At 58.2% G+C, this 19158-nt stretch carries 21 protein-coding genes and 1 tRNA gene; 9 read left to right on the top strand and 13 right to left on the bottom strand.

Features of this window, described 5'->3' with window-relative positions; all coding sequences use genetic code 11:
- Positions 1-5: 5 nt before the first annotated feature.
- Positions 6-854 carry a prolipoprotein diacylglyceryl transferase gene (gene lgt / locus HK26_RS10110; RefSeq protein WP_086639679.1) on the bottom strand — a complete coding sequence of 283 codons (849 nt, stop codon included), beginning with the start codon at positions 852-854 and terminating at the stop codon, positions 6-8.
- A 254-nt stretch (positions 855-1108) separates the two neighbouring features.
- Here lgt and HK26_RS10105 point away from each other — a divergent pair, with 254 nt between their 5' ends.
- On the top strand, positions 1109-1411 hold the full coding sequence (locus tag HK26_RS10105) for a putative quinol monooxygenase (protein ID WP_086639664.1): 303 nt from the start codon (positions 1109-1111) through the stop codon (positions 1409-1411).
- Between the two features lie 52 nt (positions 1412-1463).
- Here the strand turns inward: HK26_RS10105 and HK26_RS10100 are convergent, their stop codons facing one another.
- Positions 1464-3059, bottom strand: a complete 1596-nt coding sequence (locus HK26_RS10100; protein WP_086639663.1) for an L-lactate permease — start codon at positions 3057-3059, stop codon at positions 1464-1466.
- 187 nt (positions 3060-3246) lie between these two features.
- Between HK26_RS10100 and HK26_RS10095 the strand changes: the two genes are divergently transcribed.
- Together HK26_RS10095 and HK26_RS10090 are read left to right on the top strand one after the other, a co-directional pair.
- Complete coding sequence (locus HK26_RS10095; protein WP_086639662.1) at positions 3247-4584, top strand: PQQ-dependent sugar dehydrogenase; 1338 nt, start codon at positions 3247-3249, stop codon at positions 4582-4584.
- A 158-nt stretch (positions 4585-4742) separates the two neighbouring features.
- The gene (locus HK26_RS10090) at positions 4743-5927 is read left to right on the top strand and encodes a lipase family protein (protein WP_086639661.1); all 1185 of its coding nucleotides are present in this window, start codon (positions 4743-4745) and stop codon (positions 5925-5927) included.
- Between the two features lie 190 nt (positions 5928-6117).
- Here HK26_RS10090 and HK26_RS10085 read toward each other — a convergent pair.
- Positions 6118-6194, bottom strand: a tRNA-Arg gene (locus HK26_RS10085).
- A 71-nt stretch (positions 6195-6265) separates the two neighbouring features.
- A complete protein-coding gene (locus tag HK26_RS10080; RefSeq protein WP_257640965.1) occupies positions 6266-6712 on the bottom strand; it encodes a hypothetical protein in 447 nt (148 codons plus the stop codon).
- 233 nt (positions 6713-6945) lie between these two features.
- Here HK26_RS10080 and guaA point away from each other — a divergent pair, with 233 nt between their 5' ends.
- Positions 6946-8544, top strand: a complete 1599-nt coding sequence (gene guaA, locus HK26_RS10075; protein ID WP_086639660.1) for a glutamine-hydrolyzing GMP synthase — start codon at positions 6946-6948, stop codon at positions 8542-8544.
- Positions 8545-8743: 199 nt separating this feature from the next.
- A complete protein-coding gene (locus HK26_RS10070) occupies positions 8744-9328 on the top strand; it encodes a hypothetical protein (RefSeq protein ID WP_257640964.1) in 585 nt (194 codons plus the stop codon).
- Positions 9329-9367: 39 nt separating this feature from the next.
- Here the strand turns inward: HK26_RS10070 and HK26_RS10065 are convergent, their stop codons facing one another.
- The 5 genes from HK26_RS10065 to mtnA all read right to left on the bottom strand — a co-directional run bounded on the left by HK26_RS10065 (position 9368) and on the right by mtnA (position 13431).
- Positions 9368-9577, bottom strand: coding sequence for a hypothetical protein (locus tag HK26_RS10065; RefSeq protein ID WP_086639658.1), 210 nt, complete (start codon positions 9575-9577; stop codon positions 9368-9370).
- Between the two features lie 66 nt (positions 9578-9643).
- Entirely contained in the window at positions 9644-10684 is a 1041-nt protein-coding gene (locus HK26_RS10060; protein WP_086639657.1) for a cysteine synthase A, read from the bottom strand.
- A gap of 73 nt (positions 10685-10757) precedes the next feature.
- Positions 10758-11651 (bottom strand): DUF2272 domain-containing protein, encoded by an 894-nt coding sequence (locus HK26_RS10055; RefSeq protein ID WP_086639677.1) that lies wholly within the window; start codon positions 11649-11651, stop codon positions 10758-10760.
- 152 nt (positions 11652-11803) lie between these two features.
- Positions 11804-12301 (bottom strand): aminoacyl-tRNA deacylase, encoded by a 498-nt coding sequence (locus HK26_RS10050; protein ID WP_086639656.1) that lies wholly within the window; start codon positions 12299-12301, stop codon positions 11804-11806.
- A gap of 32 nt (positions 12302-12333) precedes the next feature.
- Positions 12334-13431, bottom strand: a complete 1098-nt coding sequence (mtnA, locus tag HK26_RS10045) for an S-methyl-5-thioribose-1-phosphate isomerase (protein WP_086639655.1) — start codon at positions 13429-13431, stop codon at positions 12334-12336.
- 326 nt (positions 13432-13757) lie between these two features.
- Between mtnA and HK26_RS10040 the strand changes: the two genes are divergently transcribed.
- Positions 13758-14459 carry a hypothetical protein gene (locus HK26_RS10040; RefSeq protein ID WP_086639654.1) on the top strand — a complete coding sequence of 234 codons (702 nt, stop codon included), beginning with the start codon at positions 13758-13760 and terminating at the stop codon, positions 14457-14459.
- A gap of 211 nt (positions 14460-14670) precedes the next feature.
- Here HK26_RS10040 and HK26_RS13910 read toward each other — a convergent pair whose 3' ends face one another.
- Positions 14671-15252, bottom strand: coding sequence for a hypothetical protein (locus HK26_RS13910; RefSeq protein WP_257640963.1), 582 nt, complete (start codon positions 15250-15252; stop codon positions 14671-14673).
- Positions 15192-15773, bottom strand: coding sequence for a Fur family transcriptional regulator (locus HK26_RS10030; protein ID WP_374188241.1), 582 nt, complete (start codon positions 15771-15773; stop codon positions 15192-15194). The genes HK26_RS13910 and HK26_RS10030 overlap by 61 nt, the downstream gene beginning before the upstream one ends.
- A 123-nt stretch (positions 15774-15896) precedes the next feature.
- Here HK26_RS10030 and HK26_RS10025 point away from each other — a divergent pair, with 123 nt between their 5' ends.
- Genes HK26_RS10025 through HK26_RS10015 form a run of 3 tightly spaced genes read left to right on the top strand, consistent with a single transcriptional unit; the run spans position 15897 to position 18408 of the window.
- Positions 15897-16811 (top strand): metal ABC transporter solute-binding protein, Zn/Mn family, encoded by a 915-nt coding sequence (locus tag HK26_RS10025; RefSeq protein WP_086639653.1) that lies wholly within the window; start codon positions 15897-15899, stop codon positions 16809-16811.
- A complete protein-coding gene (locus tag HK26_RS10020; RefSeq protein ID WP_086639652.1) occupies positions 16808-17614 on the top strand; it encodes a metal ABC transporter ATP-binding protein in 807 nt (268 codons plus the stop codon). The genes HK26_RS10025 and HK26_RS10020 overlap by 4 nt, the downstream gene beginning before the upstream one ends.
- Positions 17614-18408, top strand: a complete 795-nt coding sequence (locus HK26_RS10015; protein ID WP_025826441.1) for a metal ABC transporter permease — start codon at positions 17614-17616, stop codon at positions 18406-18408. Before HK26_RS10020 ends, HK26_RS10015 begins: the two co-directional genes overlap by 1 nt.
- Positions 18409-18434: 26 nt before the next feature.
- Here HK26_RS10015 and HK26_RS13905 read toward each other — a convergent pair whose 3' ends face one another.
- Together HK26_RS13905 and HK26_RS10010 are read right to left on the bottom strand one after the other, a co-directional pair.
- Entirely contained in the window at positions 18435-18566 is a 132-nt protein-coding gene (locus HK26_RS13905) for a hypothetical protein (protein ID WP_257640961.1), read from the bottom strand.
- Positions 18567-18618: 52 nt separating this feature from the next.
- Positions 18619-19113 (bottom strand): flavin reductase, encoded by a 495-nt coding sequence (locus HK26_RS10010; protein ID WP_086639651.1) that lies wholly within the window; start codon positions 19111-19113, stop codon positions 18619-18621.
- Positions 19114-19158: the final 45 nt, after the last annotated feature.

Here is a 19158-nt window from a genome sequence, read left to right as displayed (position 1 = left end):
TCCGTTCAGTTTTGTTCAGCGGGTTGATCTTGGGGCTCGGGCAGGCCGGTGTAAATGGGCTGGCGGCGGGCGTTCACAATCAGCACAAGGCCCGCGGCCAGCATGGGCAGGCACAGGAGTTGCCCCATGGTTATGCCGCCGGGCAGATAGCCCAGAAAGGAATCCGGCTCGCGGAAGAACTCGCAGAAAGACCGCGCACAGCCATACCCGATAAGGAATATGCCAGCCAGATAACCCGGGCGTTCACGCACGGATTGACGGCGCGAGATGGTAAAAAGGATCAGGAACAGCAAAAGCCCTTCGGTCAGGCTTTCATACAGCTGGGAGGGGTGGCGCGGGACAGGCCCCCCTGTGGGAAAAATCATGGCCCATGGCAGGCTTGCCGGTGCCTCGCGCCCCCAGAGTTCACCGTTAATGAAGTTGGCCAGACGCCCCAGACCCAGCCCGATGGGCACAGCCACGGTGACACGGTCGGCAAATGCCAGAAAATTGAGCTTGTAGCGCCAGGTAAACAGCACCATGGCGGTAATGACCCCCAGCGCGCCACCATGGAAGGACATGCCGCCATGCCACACTTCCAGTATGGAAACGGGGTGGCTGAGGTAATAGCTCGGCTGGTAGAACAGCACATACCCAAGCCGTCCGCCCAAAAGCACGCCAATGGTTACCCATGTCAAAAAATCGTCAGCCAGTTCTGTTGTGCCTGCGCGTGGGCGCAGGAGCAGCAGTTTGCGCAGCAGCATAATGCCCAGAACAATGCCCAGAATATAGGACAGGGCATACCAGCGCACAGCCAATGGCCCGAAATGCACCAGCACCGGGTCGAACTGTGGAAACATCAGAACAGGAAGCATGGAGGGGTCAATCCGGTGCGTGAGGGGCCAGTGGACAGGGCGGTTTGCGTTCAGGAACATCCGGGCAGGAACCGCCCACCGGCAAGGTGGGTCTGCGGAGGACTATAAAGGGCGTACCCGCTCCCTCCAAGCCAGCAATTGCGCAGCAGGCGGTCGGGGGGTGTAAAAACAGGTTACGGGCCGGTAGTCAGCGGGCTGTCATTTTCCTATCATGCCCGATATTGCCTCTTTTGTGAAAGATAAAGGTCAGACCCATGAGTGATGAAATTACGGTTGTTGCCATTCTCAAGACCAAAGCAGGCTGTGAGGAGACCGTGGCAAAGGCCATGGCCGCCTGTACTGCTCCGTCCCGCGCAGAGGCCACAAACCACCAGTATGTGCCCAACCGCGATCTGGATGACCCGCAGACACTGATTTTTATTGAACGCTGGGCCAGCAGGCAGGCGCTGGCGGACCATATGGAAACACCGCATTTTAAAGCGCTCGCGGCGGCTCTGGAAGGGCAGCTTGCAGCACCCTTGCAGATCCATATTCTCCAGCCGGTCGCTGGGGCCTGAGCAAAAACAGCCCGCGCGCCACACTGTTTGGTGGTGCGCGCGGGTGTGGTGGCTAGTGCAGGACAAACTGCTGGATCACCACCAGCACACCCATGCAGAAGGTCAGGAACAGGCTGTGCTTGAAGGTGCGTGCCAGCACAACGCCCTCCTGCCCCTTGAGCGATGTTACGGACACGCCGGTGGTAATGTTCTGGGGCGAGATCATCTTGCCCATGACCCCGCCGGAGGAGTTGGCCGAGGCAAACAGAACAGGGTCGAGCGAGAGCTGATGCGCTGCGGCAACCTGTAAATTGCCAAACAGGGCATTGCCCGATGTATCGCTCCCTGTAAGGAATACGGCGATCCAGCCCAGAAAAACCGAAACAAGTGGGAACAGCATGCCCGTGGAAGACACGGCATATCCCAACGTGTAGGTCATGCCTGAATAGTTCATCAAAAAAGCAAGGCCAATGGTCAGGGCTACAGTCACAACCGCCAGCCATGCCTGCCGTATGGTCGTGGTAATGGCCGCGCCAAACTGGCGGAGGGAGGTGCGGGTGAATATGGCGCTGAGAATGGCAGAAACCAGAATGGCCGTTCCCGTGCCAAGGGGTTCAAACTTCCACACCGCAGCATAAACCGATTTATACAGCGAGATGAAAACAGCATTGTCCAGCCCCGGCCAGTGCACGGGAAGTGCTCCAATGCGCGCAATGTGCAGCCCATCCCACGCGATAACCACACAAATGACCGTAACCCACGGAATCCACCCCTGCCAGAGTGGTACGGGGGCAGTTTGGGCACCATCCTTATGGTCTATCTGGCTCAGGTCTATGGCGTAGTCAGGGTCAGGTGCTGGCTGCCAGATGCGCAGGAACACAATGCTGGCCACGAGTGACACGCTTGAGGAGAGCACATTGCTCAGGCTGTACAGCCCCGCGCCGGAGATAACCAGCAAGGTCAGGGCAAAACTTCCCCCTGCCACAAGCAGAATGGGCCACGTCTGCCGTACAGAGCGCCAGCCGCCATACAGCGCCATGACATAAAAGGGAATAAGGCAGGCAAAGGGTGTTAACTGGCGGCCAATGGTTGCCCCCAGCACATCTGGTGGCAGCCCGGTAATGGAGCCCAGCACGGTGACAGGAATACCCAAGCCCCCGAACGCCACAGGTGCGGAATTGAAGATGAGCACATAGGTCAGGGCGTCCAGTGCGGGAAAACCAAGCAGAATCAGCAGGGCGCTGGTAATGGCCACAGGTGTGCCAAACCCGGCAACCCCTTCAAGAGCGGCGCTGAAGCAGAAGCCAAGCACAATAAGAATAATGCGCCGGTCATTGGGGACGTGCCGGATAATCCAGCCCCTGAAGGCATCAAACCGCCCATTATGCACGGCCACATTGAACAGGAGCAGCGCGCAAAGTGCGATCCACATGACCGGCAGGAGCGAAAAAACCACACCATTGGCAATGCTGGCCGCCGCCAGAGCCGGGGGCAGCCCCCATACGCCAATAGCAATGACCAGCCCTACAAGCAGCCCCCCGAGGGAAGACTGCCAGGCAGGGCGGCGTAAAACCCCCATCATGAACAGGGTAACAAGAATGGGGCATGCGGCCACAATAAATGAAAGCAGCAGGCTATGACCCACAGGAGCAAGAGGCTGTATGAACATGATTGTTCTCAAAACAAGGCGTTGGCCTCTCCCGTGATGGTAGAGAGCGTTTGAAGTAACGCGTGCTTCTGTGGGATGATGCAACAAAATTTCATGTTATGGAGCGCTCGTGCTGCGCACACCATGCGGGGCGTGGTGTTCCGGGGCAGGCATGGCGTGCGTTCCCAACAAAATGGAAGGTAGGGTCATGAAACATCGTGGCATCTGGCTGGGTGTAGGCGCGCTTGCCGTGTGCATTGGTGCGGTGGGTGGTGTGGTGCAGTACTCCCGCATGGAGCGGGCGAGCCTTGGTGTTGCGCAGGGCATGGGGCCAGACCCGGTGCTCCCTGCCCCAGCCGGGCGGGTGCTCCCCACGGTCAATATTGCCCACCCGGTAGGCTGGAAAGATGCGGAGCATCCCACACCTGCAGCAGGGCTGGCCGTTACGGCGTTTGCTACCCATCTGGACCACCCGCGCTGGCTCTATACCCTCCCTAATGGGGATGTTCTGGTCGCCCAGAGCAATTCACCAGATACGGATATCCAGACAGTCAAAAACCGTATTGCCAGCCTTGTTATGGGTGCTGTCGGGGCGGGGAGCCCCAGCCCGGACAAGATCATCCTGCTGCGTGATGAGCATGGCACAGGGCATGCCACCTTGCAGACAGTCCTGCTGGACCATCTGCATTCTCCCTTTGGCATGGCGCTGGTTGGCAATGAGCTTTTTGTGGCCAACGCCAATGCCATTGTAAAATTTCCCTACCATGCGGGGGACACACATATTACCGCACCCCCCGTAAAGGTGGTCGATCTGCCAGCCGGGTATAATCACCACTGGACCAAAAACATTCTGGCCAGCCCGGATGGGCGGTTCCTGTATGTTACGGTTGGGTCCAACAGCAATGTGGCCGAGCACGGCATGGCGGTGGAGGAAGGCCGCGCACGCATAGACCGGCTGGACCTGCAAACTGCTACGCTGGAGCCGTATGCGACTGGCCTGCGCAACCCCAATGGCATGGGCTGGGAGCCGCAGACAGGGGCCTTGTGGGTTGCGGTGAATGAGCGTGACGAGATCGGCAGCGATCTTGTGCCAGACTATATGACTGCGGTCCGGCAAGGCGGTTTTTACGGCTGGCCTTACAGCTATTATGGCCAGCATGTGGATGTGCGGGTGCAACCACCCCGGCCTGATCTGGTGGCCACTGCTCTTGTGCCGGACTATGCGCTTGGGCCGCATACCGCATCGCTTGGACTGGCCTTTACAGCCACCGCCCGGCTTTTGCCCCAGAGCATGCAGCACGGTGTTGTGGTGGGGCAGCACGGGTCATGGAACCGGCGGCCCAAAAGTGGGTACAAGGTGATTTACATTCCGTTTGTTGGAGGAAAACCCGCAGGCATGCCGCAGGACGTGCTGACAGGCTTTTTATCCCCCGATCAGGAGCAGGCTCACGGTCGGCCCGTTGGGGTTGCTATTGACCAGAGTGGCGCTCTGCTCGTGGCGGATGATGTGGGCAATACCATCTGGCGCGTGAGTGGCGCGCAGTAGCTGAGGAAGGGGGCTGGCAAACGGTGTGTTTGGTTTTTTGTGTCCTTGCATCCATGGCGGGATAATGGAACTCTTCTGGCATAAAACTGGCCCGGTGCGTGCATGCGGGCCTGTGTTTGGCACTATGGGGCGGACTGGCCCCATATAAGGGGTATTTCATGAAGTCCTTACAGCACCTTGTTGCCGCTGTTTCCCTACTTGCGTTAACTGCCTGCCATACCCCCTTGCCGCCTGTGGCCGCACCGCCTGCTCAGGTGGCGGGGGAGTTGACGCAGTATAAGCCGCTTGCCGCCGATCTGGGGGTCAAGGGGAGTGGTCCGTCCTTCAGTATCAGGTATCTTTCTACAAACGGGGTTACGGGTACGGGCCTTGTGCCTGTCACCGGTGTTGTCATCTACCCCGCCGGGCCTGCCCCTGCTGGTGGCTGGCCGATTGTTGCGTGGGCCCATGGCACCGTGGGCATTGCGGATAGCTGTGCCCCCTCACGCAACCCCCGCTCTGCTCGGGACCAGACATATCTGGGGGAATGGCTGCACCGTGGCTTTGCTATTGTCGCCACGGATTATCAGGGGTTGGGGAGTGATGGTACGCACCCGTACCTGAATGCCCGGACCGAAGCCTATAGTGTGCTTGATGGTGTGCGGGCGGCGCTGGCGGGGCTACCGGACTTGAGCAATAATATTATGGTTGTCGGGCAGTCACAGGGGGCGGGGGCGGCTTTTGCTTCTGCCGCCTATGCGCCAGCGTATGCACAAGCGTTGCATATACGCGGTGTGGTGGCCACGGGTATTCCCTACATGTCCCCCGAGGTAATCAAGGCCGTATTGCACGCCAAACCGCAGAAGAGTGAGAGCGGCATAGACCCCGTTGTGGCATATGCCCTGCTCATTGGCGCATCCGAGGCCGGGTTGAACCCGGCATTCAACCCGGAGCAGGCCTTTACGGAGCGGGCCATGCCGGAGTTCCATGCGGCGTCAGAAATATGCGCTCGTCCTCTTATGGAGCGGATCCGTGCGGAAGGGCTGACCCGCGCCAACGCCTTTGAGCCGACTTTGGTGCAGGCTTTAAGCCCTGCGTTCAAGGCTATGGAATTTCCCACCCTCAAGCTTGATGTGCCGCTGTTTGTGGGCATTGGTACAACGGACAGGGATGTGGCGCCTCAGGGTCAGCTGATGCTGGTAAAAGATGCCTGCAAGGCAGGCACGCTTGTGCAGGCGCATCTGTATAAAGGGCAGGATCATTCTCAGGCTGTGCTGGCCTCCATGGAGGATTCTGCAGCGTTTACCAAAGCCGTCATGAGTGGCGAGCCGGTGCAGGCTGTGTGCAAACCCGTCGCGCGGTAAGATTTTACGCCCATAGGTAATAAAGACCGCGTTCCAGCACAGGGGCGCGGTCTTTTTTGCAATTTTAAAAAAAGCGGAAATACAGCTATGGACCCGCCGCGATTTATGGCCTGCGGACGAGGGGGGGGACTGAATGCAGAATTACAAAAATAGTTTTGTAATCAGATCATATTTTATGGTAGGGAAAATGTGGTGCACCCGAGAGGACTCGAACCTCTAACCCCCAGATTCGTAGTCTGGTGCTCTATCCAGTTGAGCTACGGGTGCGCCGTGAGAGGGTGTTTAGCCGAGCTCTGGCGGGTCGGCAACCCCTAAATTTCATTTTTTTGAAATTTTTTCTAATGTCGTGCCAGAAAGTTATCTATCGGGTGGGTTTCCGGGCGGTGGAGCGTAATATGTGCGCGGCAGGTGGGGGTGCCATAAACGCCCTCAAATGTGTCCTCTACCGGGTGGGCCTCAAAAACCATGGGTAGGGGCTGTTTTCTGGCATCCTGCAAAACAAGCTGGGCATGGTAATGCTGGCGCTCTTTATTGGGCACGCCGCGCAGGATCAGATTACCGGTTTCTGGCACAAAAATGATTTTGTCAGGTTCGATCTGCATAAAGGACGGGCCTTCGGTCGGGCAGTCCCGGCCTTTGTCGGTAACAAGTGTGCCTGTCCAGTCTCCGTAAGGGTCGTTGGCGGCGGAGGTTGCTGCCAGTGCTGCCGGGGTGGGGGCAAAACAGGCCCAGCCCATGCCTAGCAGGGAGCAAAACGTCCATAACCGCAGGTATCTGTCTTTCATGGCATGAGCCTTCTGTGCTGTGTGCGCTAGAATCTGGGATGATAAACCGGTTGTTGCAAGCCTGTGCGAAAAACAGTTTCCCTCACCATTCTGGTTTTATAGGGTGACGGAGCCGCCGCATGGCATTATATCCCGCTGTCATACTTACTTAAGTGGTGGGTCTTTTGGGGTGTGTTGTATCGGCACTGCACAAAAGACCAACCCAGGACGCAGACCGGAAAGAAACCAGACCCATGTCCGATGCCGCTCAGCCCGCTTCTACCACTGTGTTGGATGAGGCCCTGCACCATGACCGTATTCTGATTCTGGATTTTGGTAGTCAGGTCACGCAGCTTATTGCCCGCCGTGTGCGTGAAAGTGGCGTGTATTGCGAGATCTGGCCGTTTACGACAGATGCCGAGAAAATTCGCGCCTTTTCCCCGCGTGGCATTATCCTGTCTGGCGGCCCGGCAAGTGTGAACGGCCCGGATGCCCCTAAAGTGCCGGATGTGGTGTTTGAGATGGCAGTGCCCGTGCTGGGCATCTGTTATGGCCAGCAGGCCATGTGCAAACAGCTCGGTGGTGAGGTGGAAAGCGGTGAGCACCGCGAATTCGGCCGTGCTTTTGTGGATATTGTAGAAGACTGCGCCCTGTTCCGTGGCGCATGGGCACGCGGTGGGCGCGAGCAGGTCTGGATGAGCCATGGTGACCGCGTGGTGGCTCTGCCGCCGGGGTTCCGCACGGTGGCTGTCAGTCAGGGAGCGCCTTTTGCCGTCATCGCAGATGAGGGGCGCCGCCTTTATGGTGTGCAGTTCCACCCCGAGGTTGTGCATACGCCCCACGGGGCTGCTCTGCTGGAAAACTTCACGCATAATGTTGCGGGCTGCTCTGGGTCATGGACCATGGCGGGCTTCCGCGACATGGAAATCGCCCGCATCCGTGCGCAGGTAGGCTCGGGCAAGGTGATCTGCGGTCTGTCTGGCGGGGTGGATTCATCAGTTGCAGCCGTGCTGATCCACGAGGCCATTGGCGAGCAGCTGACCTGTATTTTTGTCGATCATGGCATGTTGCGTGCAGGGGAGGCGGATGAGGTTATCAAGACCTTCCGTGGCCAGTACAACATTCAGCTGATCCACCGTGATGCATCGGACATCTTCCTGTCCGCGCTTGACGGCGTGACCGACCCCGAAATCAAACGCAAGACCATTGGTCGGCTGTTTGTGGAAGTGTTCGAGGAAGAGGCCGTCAAGCTCGGTGGTGCACAGTTTCTGGCACAAGGCACGCTCTACCCGGATGTTATCGAGAGCGTAAGCTTTACGGGTGGCCCGTCTGTTACCATCAAATCCCATCATAACGTGGGCGGTCTGCCTGACCGCATGAACATGCAGCTTGTTGAGCCGCTGCGTGAGCTGTTCAAGGATGAAGTGCGTGACCTTGGGCGTGAACTGGGTATTCCCGAAGTGATCGTCGGTCGGCATCCGTTCCCCGGTCCGGGTCTGGCTATTCGTATTCCGGGCAACATCACGCGTGAAAAGCTGGATCTGCTGCGTAAAGTGGACACGGTTTTCTTGGAAGAAATCCGGGCCGCTGGTCTGTATGATGCTATCTGGCAGGCTTTTGCCGTGCTGCTGCCGGTTCGTACCGTTGGTGTTATGGGTGATGGCCGTACATACGATCAGGCCTGCGCATTGCGCGCCGTAACCAGCACCGATGGCATGACTGCGGATGTCTACCCGTTTGACATGAGCTTCCTGACCAAAGTGGCCGGGCGTATTGTCAATGAAGTGCGCGGCATCAACCGCGTGACATACGACATTACGTCCAAACCCCCCGGCACCATTGAGTGGGAATGATCCCGCCTCTGGCATAGGGTGGCATCACCCGGCATGAAAGTGCCTTAAAGCCCGCAGAAATGCGGGCTTTTTTTGTGTTCTGGTCCGGCATTGTCTGGCAGCACATGGCATAGCGCGTGATACTGAGTCAGTCTGGACTCATTATTTATTCCAGCGGTCGGGGAGGATTGTCATGGATTTTGAAGATCTCGTTATAGCCTTGTCACCGCCGCCAAACCGGGTCGGGAAATCCGATGGCGATCAAGAGCACCATCTTTATGAAGGCGCGGTCATGCTCGCCTATGCCATGCACCTGTTGCGGACGGAGGACACCCGGCACATCCGTGTTCACCCCGATGGCGAGCACGGCAAGCAGTTCGACTTTGCAGCATGGTTGCTGCGACGTGGTTTTATCAAGGTCTCCACGATTGGCACCACCAGCTATGGCGGCACGTATCGGAACGCTACGGGGCAGGAGATCACTGTTCAGCCAAAATCGGGGCTGGGTGACGTGGTCGCAGAGGTGTGCAACCACATCATCTCCGCAGAATGCAAGGGCGGGATCATCAACACGCGGCATTCTGGTCAGGTGTCCCGGCTTTACAAAGGCCTGTGCGAGACGGTGGGAATGTTGATGGCAACACCCTCGCAGGGACGGCAGGTGGCTGTCGTCCCTTTTACGGAAGGCACTTTGCGTCTGGCCAAACGATTGGCGCCGCGTTGCGCTCTGGCTGGTATCGAGATCGCACTGGTCGGGAGCCGTGGCGATGTCATGGACGTGCGGCCCGAGCAAGAAGCGCGTTGAAATTCTAGCTTTGCAGGGTGGTGTAAGGTCTAGTGGTTTTTATGGGGTAGGGCGGTTGTGCCAGTCTATGCAGACATCGGACAGCCACAGGGTGAGTGCGGAGACAACCAGCCACAGGCAGCCCGGAATAATATTGAAATCCTGAATGACAACAATGCCGATACAAAATGCGGCAATGGAAACACTCAGGATAACAAGGCAGCAGAACACCGCTATAGGCCAGCTTTTGGGGAGCCCGCTTTTTGTCATGTCTGTTTCATACCCAAAAAACGGGTCATGCTCCCTTGTGTGCTTAATTCAGATGGAGGGGTAAACTTACTGGTCGAGCCACGGTGCAACGGGCAGGTTCTTCTCCCGCAGGAAGGTCGGGTTAAAGAGTTTGGATTCATACCGCGCCCCCCCATCGGCCAGAATGGTGACAATCCTGTGCCCCGGCCCAAGCTTGCGGGCCGTGCGGATGGCTGCTGCAACATTAATGCCAGATGACCCCCCAACGGACAGGCCTTCCTCTCCCAGCAGGCTGTAGATCACGTCCAGCGCCTCGGGGTCAGGGATGCGCTCTGCATCGTCAATAGGGGCGCCTTCAAGGTTGCCGGTCACGCGGGACTGGCCGATCCCTTCGGTAATGGAGGACCCGGCGACTGACAGGTCATTGCTCTTGACCCAGCCGTACAGGCCCGAGCCTTCGGGGTCGGCCAGTACAATATGGGGGGCTTTTGTGTTGTCACGCCGCGCTGCGTCATGCAGGCCAAGGGCTATGCCCGCCAGTGTGCCACCTGTGCCGCAGGCGCAGGTAAAGGCATCAACCTTGCCGCCCATCTGCTGCCAGATTTCCTGCGCTGTTGTGGCGCGGTGGCCCTCGCGGTTGGCGGTATTGTCAAACTGGTTGGCCCAGACCCAGCCGTTTTCTTCCGCCAGACGGCGGGAGACATGGACGTAGTTGCCCGGGTCACGGTAAGGCTTGGCAGGCACCAGACGCAGGTCTGCGCCGATCATGCGCAAAAACCCGATTTTTTCGCGGCTCTGGGTCTCGGGCATGACAATTACGCATTTGTAGCCGCGTGCATTGGCAACAAGGGTCAGCCCGATGCCTGTGTTGCCCGCTGTCCCTTCAACCAGAGTGCCGCCGGGTTTGAGCACACCACGGCGTTCTGCATCATCAATAATGGCAAGTGCAGCCCGGTCTTTTACAGAACCGCCGGGGTTCATGAACTCCGCCTTGCCGTAAATCTGACAACCCGTTGCTTCAGAGGCCTTGCGCAAAAGAATAAGGGGCGTTCCACCTACCGCGCCGGGCATGTCGGGCGAGAGGGAGGTCCAGCCGGTATGGGGGGAGGACGTTGCGCTTTCGGTCATCTGTGTACCCTGCTTGTTATGGTCGGGTTGGGTGATCGGGGCTGGTCAGTGTTGGGGGGAGGGCCCCTGTAACCTACCGGCCTGCATCGGGTTCTTCTTCGGCATCATATAGCACTTCAAGAACAGCACACCAAGGATAGCGTGGGTCGTAGCTTTGCCCGGCGGGGCTTGCCAGCCGCCCCTGCTCATCTGTGGGGACGTGGGTCAGGGCTACGGCATCGTCAATATTTCCGCCAATAATGCTGAGCTGGCGGCCAAAGGGTGGCCCATTCTGGCCTGTGGCGACCACATAGCCGCAATGCGCGGGAAAGCCGTATGAGGTGGGCAGGCTTGCAAAGCGGATGTTCTGCCGGCTACGCCCACGCGCAACACAGACCAGATCACCCGCTTTGGGGGTATAGGACGCAGGGTCGTGGGCGCGCAGGATGGGGGACTGCCCGGAGGCGGCCGCGTTAATATAGGTGGAATGGTTGGGGGAGTAGGGGAAGCGCTCATTGGCCCCGGCAACCCGCATGACGTAGGAGATGAATGCCGCCGACCATGCAAAAAATCCGTCATGCACAAAATCGGTCAACTGGCCGTCTGCATTGTGTTTGCCTGTCCATGCGACCTCGCTCATGCCCGGGTCCATGCCAATCCACCAGTATTCGCCCACACGCTGCCACAACCCCGGTGCACGCTCGGGTTTGATTGCGGCAACCTGTGGTTCTGGCCGCTGCTCGGGGTTGTCGTCATTGACCGGGCTGCCGAACATCCGCCATTCACGCATGGCAATGGCCACAACGTCCTGACGGTTGAAGGGCTCAAAATTGCGCGTGGCAAAGTCCGGCACATGGGTGTTCAGGCCATACATGCCGGAGGATCCGCCACCTCCGTGGGTGGGTGAACTGCCCCCTGTGGAGGGCTGGGAGGTGCAGGCCGCCAGACACAAAGGTGCCAGAAGGGCCACAGTCAGCTTGCGTGGCATCTTGTCTCCATACCAGAACAGACTTCCATCGGGCCGAACAGGTGGCTGGTCCGCCATAACGAGCAAAGTCCCGTAGTAAGGAATAGGCGTCCTTTAAGGAGGGTGGAAGGGGTTTTATGCACCTCCAGCCCTGCCTGTGCTTTTTTATGTGTTCAGGTGTGTGGGGCGTCCACGGTAATGCTGGCAATTGTAGCCTGCACGCAGCTTATGGCGTCTTTTGGTGCCAGTTCCACAACCAGCCCCCTGCCACCGCCGTTGATGTAGAGCTTGTCCAGACCCAGTATGCTCTTGTCAAAAATAACAGGCACGGTTGTGCGCGCCCCAAAGGGGCTGATCCCACCAACCTGAAAGCCGGTCAGGGCTTCGGCTTTTTCGGCTCCGAGCATACGGGCGTTGCGGCCGCCCATAAGAGCGGCCACTTTTTTCAGGTCCATTTTCAGGTTTACGGGAATAGCGGTGCATACGACCTGTTTTTTGTCGATTTCCACCATCAGGGTTTTGAAAACCTTTTCGGGGTCAATGCCAATGCCCGCTGCGGCATGCATGCCGATTTTGCCCGGATCGGACACATAATCATAATCATGCATGGTAAAGGCCACCCCATGAGCGGCCAGAAAGCAGGTGGTTGGGGTCTGGAGTGTGTCTGACATAATCAGGTGTCTTTATCTGCTGGTGGAAGAGGTCAGCCCTGTTCGGGAAAAAGGGAGAGCAGACCTTCGGGTGTGGCGGCGCAGCAGCCTTTTTCCGTTATCAGCCCGGTTACAAGGCGGGCGGGGGTTACGTCAAATGCCGGGTTTGCAGCCGTGCTGCCATCAGGGGTGATCTGTACCCGGCTGATCTGCCCGTTGTCATCACGCCCGCTGATATGGGTAATTTCGGTTCCTGAGCGCTCTTCAATGGGAATTTCACGGACGCCATCGGCCACCTGCCAGTCAATGGTGGTGGAGGGCAGGGCGACCCAGAACGGCACACCGTTGTCCCGTGCGGCCAGTGCCTTGAGGTACGTGCCGATTTTGTTGGCGACATCGGCATTGCGGGTAACACGGTCGGTGCCGACAATAACAATATCCACCAGTCCGTGTTGCATCAGGTGGCCACCCGCGTTGTCCGCAATAACCGTATGCGGCACACCATGGCTGCCAAGTTCCCATGCAGTCAGGGCTGCTCCCTGATTACGCGGGCGTGTTTCATCCACCCAGACGTGTACGTTCAGCCCTTCATCATGCGCCATGTAAATGGGGGCGAGCGCTGTGCCCCAGTCCACTGTGGCAATCCAGCCCGCGTTGCAGTGGGTCAGGATGTTGATTTTGTCATTTTTGCCGCGTTGGGCAGCGAGTGTGCGCAGCAACTCCAGACCATGTTGGCCAATGGCTTCGTTTTGTGCGGCGTCCTCATCGCAGATGCGGCCTGCTTCGGCATAGGCGGCTGCAACACGCTCTGCCGGGGTAAGGGGGCGCAGGTGGGTCAGCATTCTTTCAATGGCCCAGCGCAGGTTTATGGCGGTGGGGCGAGTAGCTGCCAGCATGGCGGCCTGCTGTTCCAGCGCATTGTCGGAACTGTCCGTGCGCAGGGCCAGCGCCAGCCCGTAAGCGGCAACCGCACCAATAAGGGGCGCACCACGGACCTGCATGGTTTTAATGGCATGAGCCACCTGCTCAGGTGTTGTGAGCTGGAGCACGTCCAGTGCGAAGGGCAGGCGGGTCTGGTCGAAAATATGCACGGACCAGCCGTCTTTTTCATTAACCCAGACACTGCGGTAGGGGGTGCCGTTAATTTTCATGACAAAGGTTCCTGATGGCGGAAGACAAAAAATCTCCCGCTTATCATAAGGTTTCTTTGACCCTGTGAGCAATATCTCCGTGGCATGACAGTTTTGCGAACATGAGTAGAACATATACTGCACGGTGGAGGGAACTGTTCTGTCTATTCTTGAAAAGACAAGAGTATTTTTTTGCATTTTCGGTGATTTTTGTTATGTAGAGGGGGAAATAGGCACGTTGTCTGATGTTGCGGAGCGTGCCGGTAATGGGTTTGTTTTTTATATTTTTTGAAAGACCGTTTTCTCTTCTTTGATTTTTATAGGAAGATGAAAAAAAGGATGCAGGAATGAGCGAGACCAAAAAAAGCCGTAAGGTTGTTACAAGTAAACGCGCACCGGCCCGCGCCGCTGTTGTTGCAACCCCCAAAAAACGTGCGCCACGTGCAAAACAGGACGTTGTAGAAGAAATTTTTGAAGTGGAGGTGGCGGCTCCTGCCGCACGTAAGGCTCGCCAGCCAGCCGCCGCACGCAAGACCACCAAGGTAGAAAAAGCAGCCAAGCCGGTAAGCACCAGAAAGACCACCAAGGTTGCAGCCGCTCCGGTGGAAGAGGTTGTAAAGCCTGCCCGCCGCACAAAAGCACAGGCAGCAGCGGCTGAAGCACCCGCCAAAGCACCGCGTGCCGCAGCCAAGGCAACAAAGGCAGCGCCTGCCAAAACACGCGCCAAGGTTGTGGCTGCTGAACCAGAGGTTGTGGTTGCCGCCCCCGCACGTGGTCGCAAGCCAGCCCGTAAGACGGCGGTTGTAGCACCTGCTCCTGCCAAACCCGTAGCTAAAGCAACCCGCAAGCGGGCAGAAAAGGTGGAAGAGGCAGAAAACGCCAAAAACCTTTCTGCGGTCGAGAAGCTGCGCATTGTGCAAGAGCGCCGTCGTCGCAAGCGTTACGAACGTCTGGCGGCTGAAGCTGAAGTGGCAGCAGCAGAAAAGGCCGCCCCTGCCCGCAAGCGCAAGGTTGCAGCTACCCGTAAACCGCGTGCCGCAAAAGCATAAGGTTTAAAAAAACTCGCTTATTGCACGGTTATGGTTGAGGTGAGATGCCTCGGTCATAACCGTGTTTTGGGGCGCTTAACACCAGATGGAATGGTATGAAGCCATAATGTCCGGTGATCAAAAGGTCTTGGCAGAGATGTTGCTTTGTTCAGGGCCTTTTTTATATCGGGTAATTCTACGGCTACCGCGCTGGCTTGATTGCGTAAAAAACTTAATTGCCACTTAACAGATAACAGACGGTGGCAAATTCGGCTGTATGGTCAGGGTCCGGTTCAAGAGCCTGTGCGACAAGAGCGCGTTTGAGGCGGAGCACAACGGGCCGTGCCTCATCATAGCCTGTGGTCGTGTCGGCTGTTTTTGCAAGCCACGGAGAAATCCCTGAACGCTCCGTGAGCATGAGTGGCGCGCGTCGGTCAAGGGGGAGGCCAGTGACCATAAAGTCCTGCGCGAGATGTTGCGGAACGACCATATACAAAAAAGCATCCTGGCCATCAGTAGGGAGTTTTTCGGGGGACGGGACAATACTGAGCCGAATTTCATCAGGCATAAAGCGCGAGCGTGGCAGAGGTGGGAGTGGCAGCGCAAACAGGTCTGCCTGCTGTGCATGGAGCGTGGTCGGGTTGAGTCTGGTTCTGGGGGTTTTTCTGCCCGCCCGGACAGGTTTGCACACCCTGCCATTGGGCAGGGGCAGCAGGTCTGGCTGAACAGGGCCGGGCTGTGGTGGCCGTTCCATCAGTTGGGGGTTGGGGCATGCCCCTTCTGGCCGGTTGCGGCCTGCGTGCAGTCCTCGCACACACCTTCCACCTCGACCGATGCGCTTTGCATGGTAAAGTTTTTTTTGCCACAAATGGTTTTCAGTACGTCCAGAACACGGGGTGCATCCGCTATTTCGGTCACACCACCGCAGGTCCGGCAGATCAGGAACTGGGCACTATGCAGGCAGGGTTCGGTCTGGGCATGTGCATGGTCATGGGTATGCTCATGCTGGAGATGCGTGCAGGGGACAAAGGCGGACAGGCGCTCAATGCGATGGATCAGTCCGTGTTCGAGCAAAAAGTCGAGGGCGCGGTAAATGGTCGGGGGGGCTGGCTTGCGCCCGGATGTTTTGAGCTGCTCCAGCAGGTCATAGGCTCCAACAGGTGCAGAGGCGCTGAGAATAAGGCCCAGAACATCCCGCCGTTGCTGGGTCATGCGTCCACCCTGCCCGGCACACAGGCGGCCTGCGTGGTCAAGCTGATGTTGAATACGGTCCGAAAAACCGTAGCCGTCATCCGGTTGGGTGGAAGGGGGCGTTCTGGTCTGCATGTTCATCATCCGTTCTCTCTTATTTCTAGCGTAAACGAGCCAGAAGGGGAAGGCCAGTCATGCGTGATGAGGTGACGGATGTGCGGAAGTAATGTAATATTATTACATATCATTGATTGGGGCATCAGCATCATGGTTTTTCCGGTTCAGAAAAAACAGGGTTTTTGGCTAAAAACCGCTTTTTGTGCATTGAGTCTGGCAGGTGCGCTCGGGTTTGGGGCAGGGGCAGCGCAGGCTGCCGCCAAGATGCCCCTTGTCGTGGCGGCAGAAAATACGTGGGGGGACCTCGCCGCCCAGATTGCCGCACCCGATATGCGGGTTGTCGCTATTTTGTCCTCCCCGACCGTTGACCCGCATGAATATCAGGCCACACCCGCTGATGCGCGGCTGATTGCCGCAGCAGAACTGGTTGTGGCCAATGGCGCCGGGTACGATTCGTGGGCCGATAAGCTGGTGGCGGCATCTGGCCTGCTGCCTGCCCGTTATGTCCGTGCCGACTCGTGGCCCGGTTGGGAGGAAGGGGGCAACCCGCATCTGTGGTTTAACATGGAGGCGGTCAGTGCGTTTGTTAAACACTTTGCCGAAGCCTGCGCGCACATAGACCCCGAACACGCGGACGGTTATTCAGGACGTGCGGCCAAAATGCAGATGGCCATTCAGGCAATCGAGGCGCATGCCGCGTTGTTGAAGACCCACGTGGCGGGCATGCATGTGGCTGCGACCGAGCCCCTGTTTACCCCACTTGCCGATCTTCTGGGTTTGCAGATGGATGAGCAGGCATTCCAGCTCGCCATCATGAACGATGTGGAACCTGCCCCATCCACCATTGCAAAGTTTGAGAGCGACCTGAAAGAACACCGCCTGAAAATGCTGGTCTATAACCAGCAGGTGGAAGAACCTTCGGTCCGTCACCTGCTGGAACTGGCCCAGCAGTCCTCCGTACCAACGCTGCCGCTGTCCGAAATGCTCCCCCCCCACAAGCACTGGCAGGTCTGGGTGCATGACATTCTGGTCCAGACCGGCCAGCTGCTTGGGGTGCAGCAATGATGACACCGGCCATCAAGGCCGAGCAGCTCAGCGTTTCATACGGTGGGCGGCGCGTGCTTGATCAGGTCAGCTTTGCCATCCCTCCGGGCAGTTTTGTGGCTGTGCTGGGGGGGAATGGCGCGGGTAAGACGTCCCTGTTCCGCGCCATTATGGGGTTGAGTACGCCAGAGCGGGGGTCTGTTCTGGTAGAGGGGCAGCCTGTTGGCAGGGGGCGTATGCCTGTGGGGTATATGCCCCAGATGCGCCGTATGGTGGCCGGGCAGATTAGCGGGTGGCACATGGTGGCTGCCGCCTTGCAGGGGCGGGCATGGGGGCTGCCGTGGTGTTCGGCCCATGCGCGGGCGGAAGTTGATGCGGCACTCGATGCGGTGGATGCGCGTGAGCTGGCTGCAAGGCCTGTCATGTCCCTGTCCGGGGGGGAGCGGCAGCGGCTTTTGCTGGCGCAGGCCATGCTGGACCACCCGCGTATTCTGTTGCTTGATGAACCACTGGCCAGCCTGGACCCCGCGCGCATGCGTGAGACAACGCGCAGGATTTACGATCTGGCCCGCCAGCGGGGCCTGACGGTGCTGTTCTCTACCCATGACATTAACCCGCTTATGGGGTTTATGGACAGTGTGCTGTATCTGGCGCATGGCAAGGCATTGCTGGGAAGTGTGGATGATGTCATGACGACTCCGGCCCTGAGCGCGCTGTATGGTGCGCCGGTGGAGGTTGTGCGTGCGAATGGACGCCTGTTTGTTGTAGCCGACGGCGGGGGGGATACCCTGCATTGTTGTGACTGTGCGGAGCACACGCGCTGATGTTTGCCTACGAGTTTATGCGCACGGCGTTTGTGGCCGCGTTTCTGGCGGCGTTTGTCTGTGGCCCTGTTGGGTGGTTTTTGGTGCTGCGTGGGCAGAGTTTTGCCAGCCATGCACTCTCGCACGTTGGTTTTGCCGGTGCTGCGGCCGCCCTGTTGTGGGGGCAGCCTGCGCTGCTGGGTTTTGGGCTGAGTGCGGTTGTCAGCGGTATGGGTATGGGGGTGGCAAGCGACCGGGTGGTCGGGCGCGATGTCATGATCGGGCTTGTGCTCTCCCTTGCCATGGGTACCGGGGCTTTGTGCCTGCATTTTCTGACCCGTTCAGCCGGAGCCGCAACGGCTTTGCTGTTTGGTGATATTCTGGGCATTTCCCCCTCCAGCCTTTACTGGCTGGCGGCTCTGGCTGTTGGCTGCGTGGCAGCGCTTGCGGTGATCAGCAGGCCCTTGCTGTTTGCCTCGCTCCAGCCAGAGGTGGCGGAGGCCAGAGGTGTAAATCTGCGCCTGCTGGATGTGCTTTTTCTGGCTCTGGTGGGGATTGCCTCGGCCATGTGCTCGCAGATTACGGGCGTTTTGCTGGTGTTTACGCTTATGGTTGCCCCCGCAGCAGCCAGCCTGCGGCTGGGCTTTGGCCCCATGTCCGGCATGGGGGTGGCCTTCTGCCTTGCCCTGATTGAGGCATGGGGTGGGCTTTACCTGTCATGGCTGACAGATTGCCCGGCATCATTCTGGATTGCGTTGCTTGGCAGCGTGGTTTTTGCCAGTGCCAATGGCGTGGCCCACCTGCGCGGGCGTTAAACTCCGGGCAGGTGGGGAGTGATGGCTTAACTCAGCAGCCAACTCAGGCACGTCCCTGCAACAACAGATGCGGTCAGTGCGGCATACAGGGCCAGCACCATCTGGTTCTGCGTGGCGGGAATGGCCAAGGCACGGCTTTGGGAAGATTTACGGACCATCACTCATGCTCCTCATATAAACAGGGAGGCAATGCCCTCAGTCAGGCAGCCTTCAGCCCTGATGACAAGGAAGAGAATGGTACCTGCGGTTGAAATAAACAAGCCCTTCCGCATTATCGTGGCTCACAAGGGCCTGTACTACGCCAAAAATAACACTATGGGTGCCGACTTCCACAATCTGGCTGATCTTGCAGTCAAAGCTGGCGGCGGCCTCCTGTAGCACGGGGGCCCCTGTTGCCAGCGTATGCCAGTGACCTGTGGCAAAGCGCTCCGCCATTGTGTTCGGGCTTGCAAAGTGGTTGGACAGGTCCTGATGGCTGGATGTGAGCACATTGACGCACAGAGGCCCCCCTTCACAAAAAGCGGAGCGTGCGCGGCTGGTGCGGTTCAGGCAGACCAGCACTGTGGGAGGGCTATCTGTTACCGAACATACGGCAGATGCGGTAAATCCGATCGGGTTATCCAGCGTTCCTGTTGTTACAATATTCACAGCCGCACCAAGTCTGGCCATGGCGTTACGATAGGCACTGGTCTCCGGAGCCAACATCTGCTGTCCTCATCCAACGGTTAATGGCTACGTGTTTGTGCATGA

The sequence above is a fragment of the Acetobacter okinawensis genome (genome assembly GCF_002153655.1).
Classification (GTDB): domain Bacteria; phylum Pseudomonadota; class Alphaproteobacteria; order Acetobacterales; family Acetobacteraceae; genus Acetobacter; species Acetobacter okinawensis_A.
Note: the sequence above shows the minus strand (reverse complement) of the source record. Positions and strands in the feature narration are given on the sequence as shown.

Excerpts from the sequence above, each read along its gene's own strand:
- HK26_RS10050 (WP_086639656.1), bottom strand. The coding sequence starts at position 12,301 with ATGTCAGACACACTCCAGACCCCAACCACCTGCTTTCTGGCCGCTCAT.
- HK26_RS10060 (WP_086639657.1), bottom strand. The coding sequence starts at position 10,684 with ATGACCGAAAGCGCAACGTCCTCCCCCCATACCGGCTGGACCTCCCTC.
- HK26_RS10055 (WP_086639677.1), bottom strand. The coding sequence starts at position 11,651 with ATGCCACGCAAGCTGACTGTGGCCCTTCTGGCACCTTTGTGTCTGGCG.
- HK26_RS10080 (WP_257640965.1), bottom strand. The coding sequence starts at position 6,712 with ATGAAAGACAGATACCTGCGGTTATGGACGTTTTGCTCCCTGCTAGGC.
- HK26_RS10040 (WP_086639654.1), top strand. The coding sequence starts at position 13,758 with ATGAGCGAGACCAAAAAAAGCCGTAAGGTTGTTACAAGTAAACGCGCA.
- HK26_RS10095 (WP_086639662.1), top strand. The coding sequence starts at position 3,247 with ATGAAACATCGTGGCATCTGGCTGGGTGTAGGCGCGCTTGCCGTGTGC.
- HK26_RS10030 (WP_374188241.1), bottom strand. The coding sequence starts at position 15,773 with ATGATGAACATGCAGACCAGAACGCCCCCTTCCACCCAACCGGATGAC.
- HK26_RS10065 (WP_086639658.1), bottom strand. The coding sequence starts at position 9,577 with ATGACAAAAAGCGGGCTCCCCAAAAGCTGGCCTATAGCGGTGTTCTGC.
- mtnA (WP_086639655.1), bottom strand. The coding sequence starts at position 13,431 with ATGAAAATTAACGGCACCCCCTACCGCAGTGTCTGGGTTAATGAAAAA.
- HK26_RS10010 (WP_086639651.1), bottom strand. The coding sequence starts at position 19,113 with ATGTTGGCTCCGGAGACCAGTGCCTATCGTAACGCCATGGCCAGACTT.
- HK26_RS10100 (WP_086639663.1), bottom strand. The coding sequence starts at position 3,059 with ATGTTCATACAGCCTCTTGCTCCTGTGGGTCATAGCCTGCTGCTTTCA.
- guaA (WP_086639660.1), top strand. The coding sequence starts at position 6,946 with ATGTCCGATGCCGCTCAGCCCGCTTCTACCACTGTGTTGGATGAGGCC.
- HK26_RS10105 (WP_086639664.1), top strand. The coding sequence starts at position 1,109 with ATGAGTGATGAAATTACGGTTGTTGCCATTCTCAAGACCAAAGCAGGC.
- lgt (WP_086639679.1), bottom strand. The coding sequence starts at position 854 with ATGCTTCCTGTTCTGATGTTTCCACAGTTCGACCCGGTGCTGGTGCAT.
- HK26_RS10015 (WP_025826441.1), top strand. The coding sequence starts at position 17,614 with ATGTTTGCCTACGAGTTTATGCGCACGGCGTTTGTGGCCGCGTTTCTG.
- HK26_RS10090 (WP_086639661.1), top strand. The coding sequence starts at position 4,743 with ATGAAGTCCTTACAGCACCTTGTTGCCGCTGTTTCCCTACTTGCGTTA.
- HK26_RS10025 (WP_086639653.1), top strand. The coding sequence starts at position 15,897 with ATGGTTTTTCCGGTTCAGAAAAAACAGGGTTTTTGGCTAAAAACCGCT.
- HK26_RS10020 (WP_086639652.1), top strand. The coding sequence starts at position 16,808 with ATGATGACACCGGCCATCAAGGCCGAGCAGCTCAGCGTTTCATACGGT.
- HK26_RS13905 (WP_257640961.1), bottom strand. The coding sequence starts at position 18,566 with ATGGTCCGTAAATCTTCCCAAAGCCGTGCCTTGGCCATTCCCGCCACG.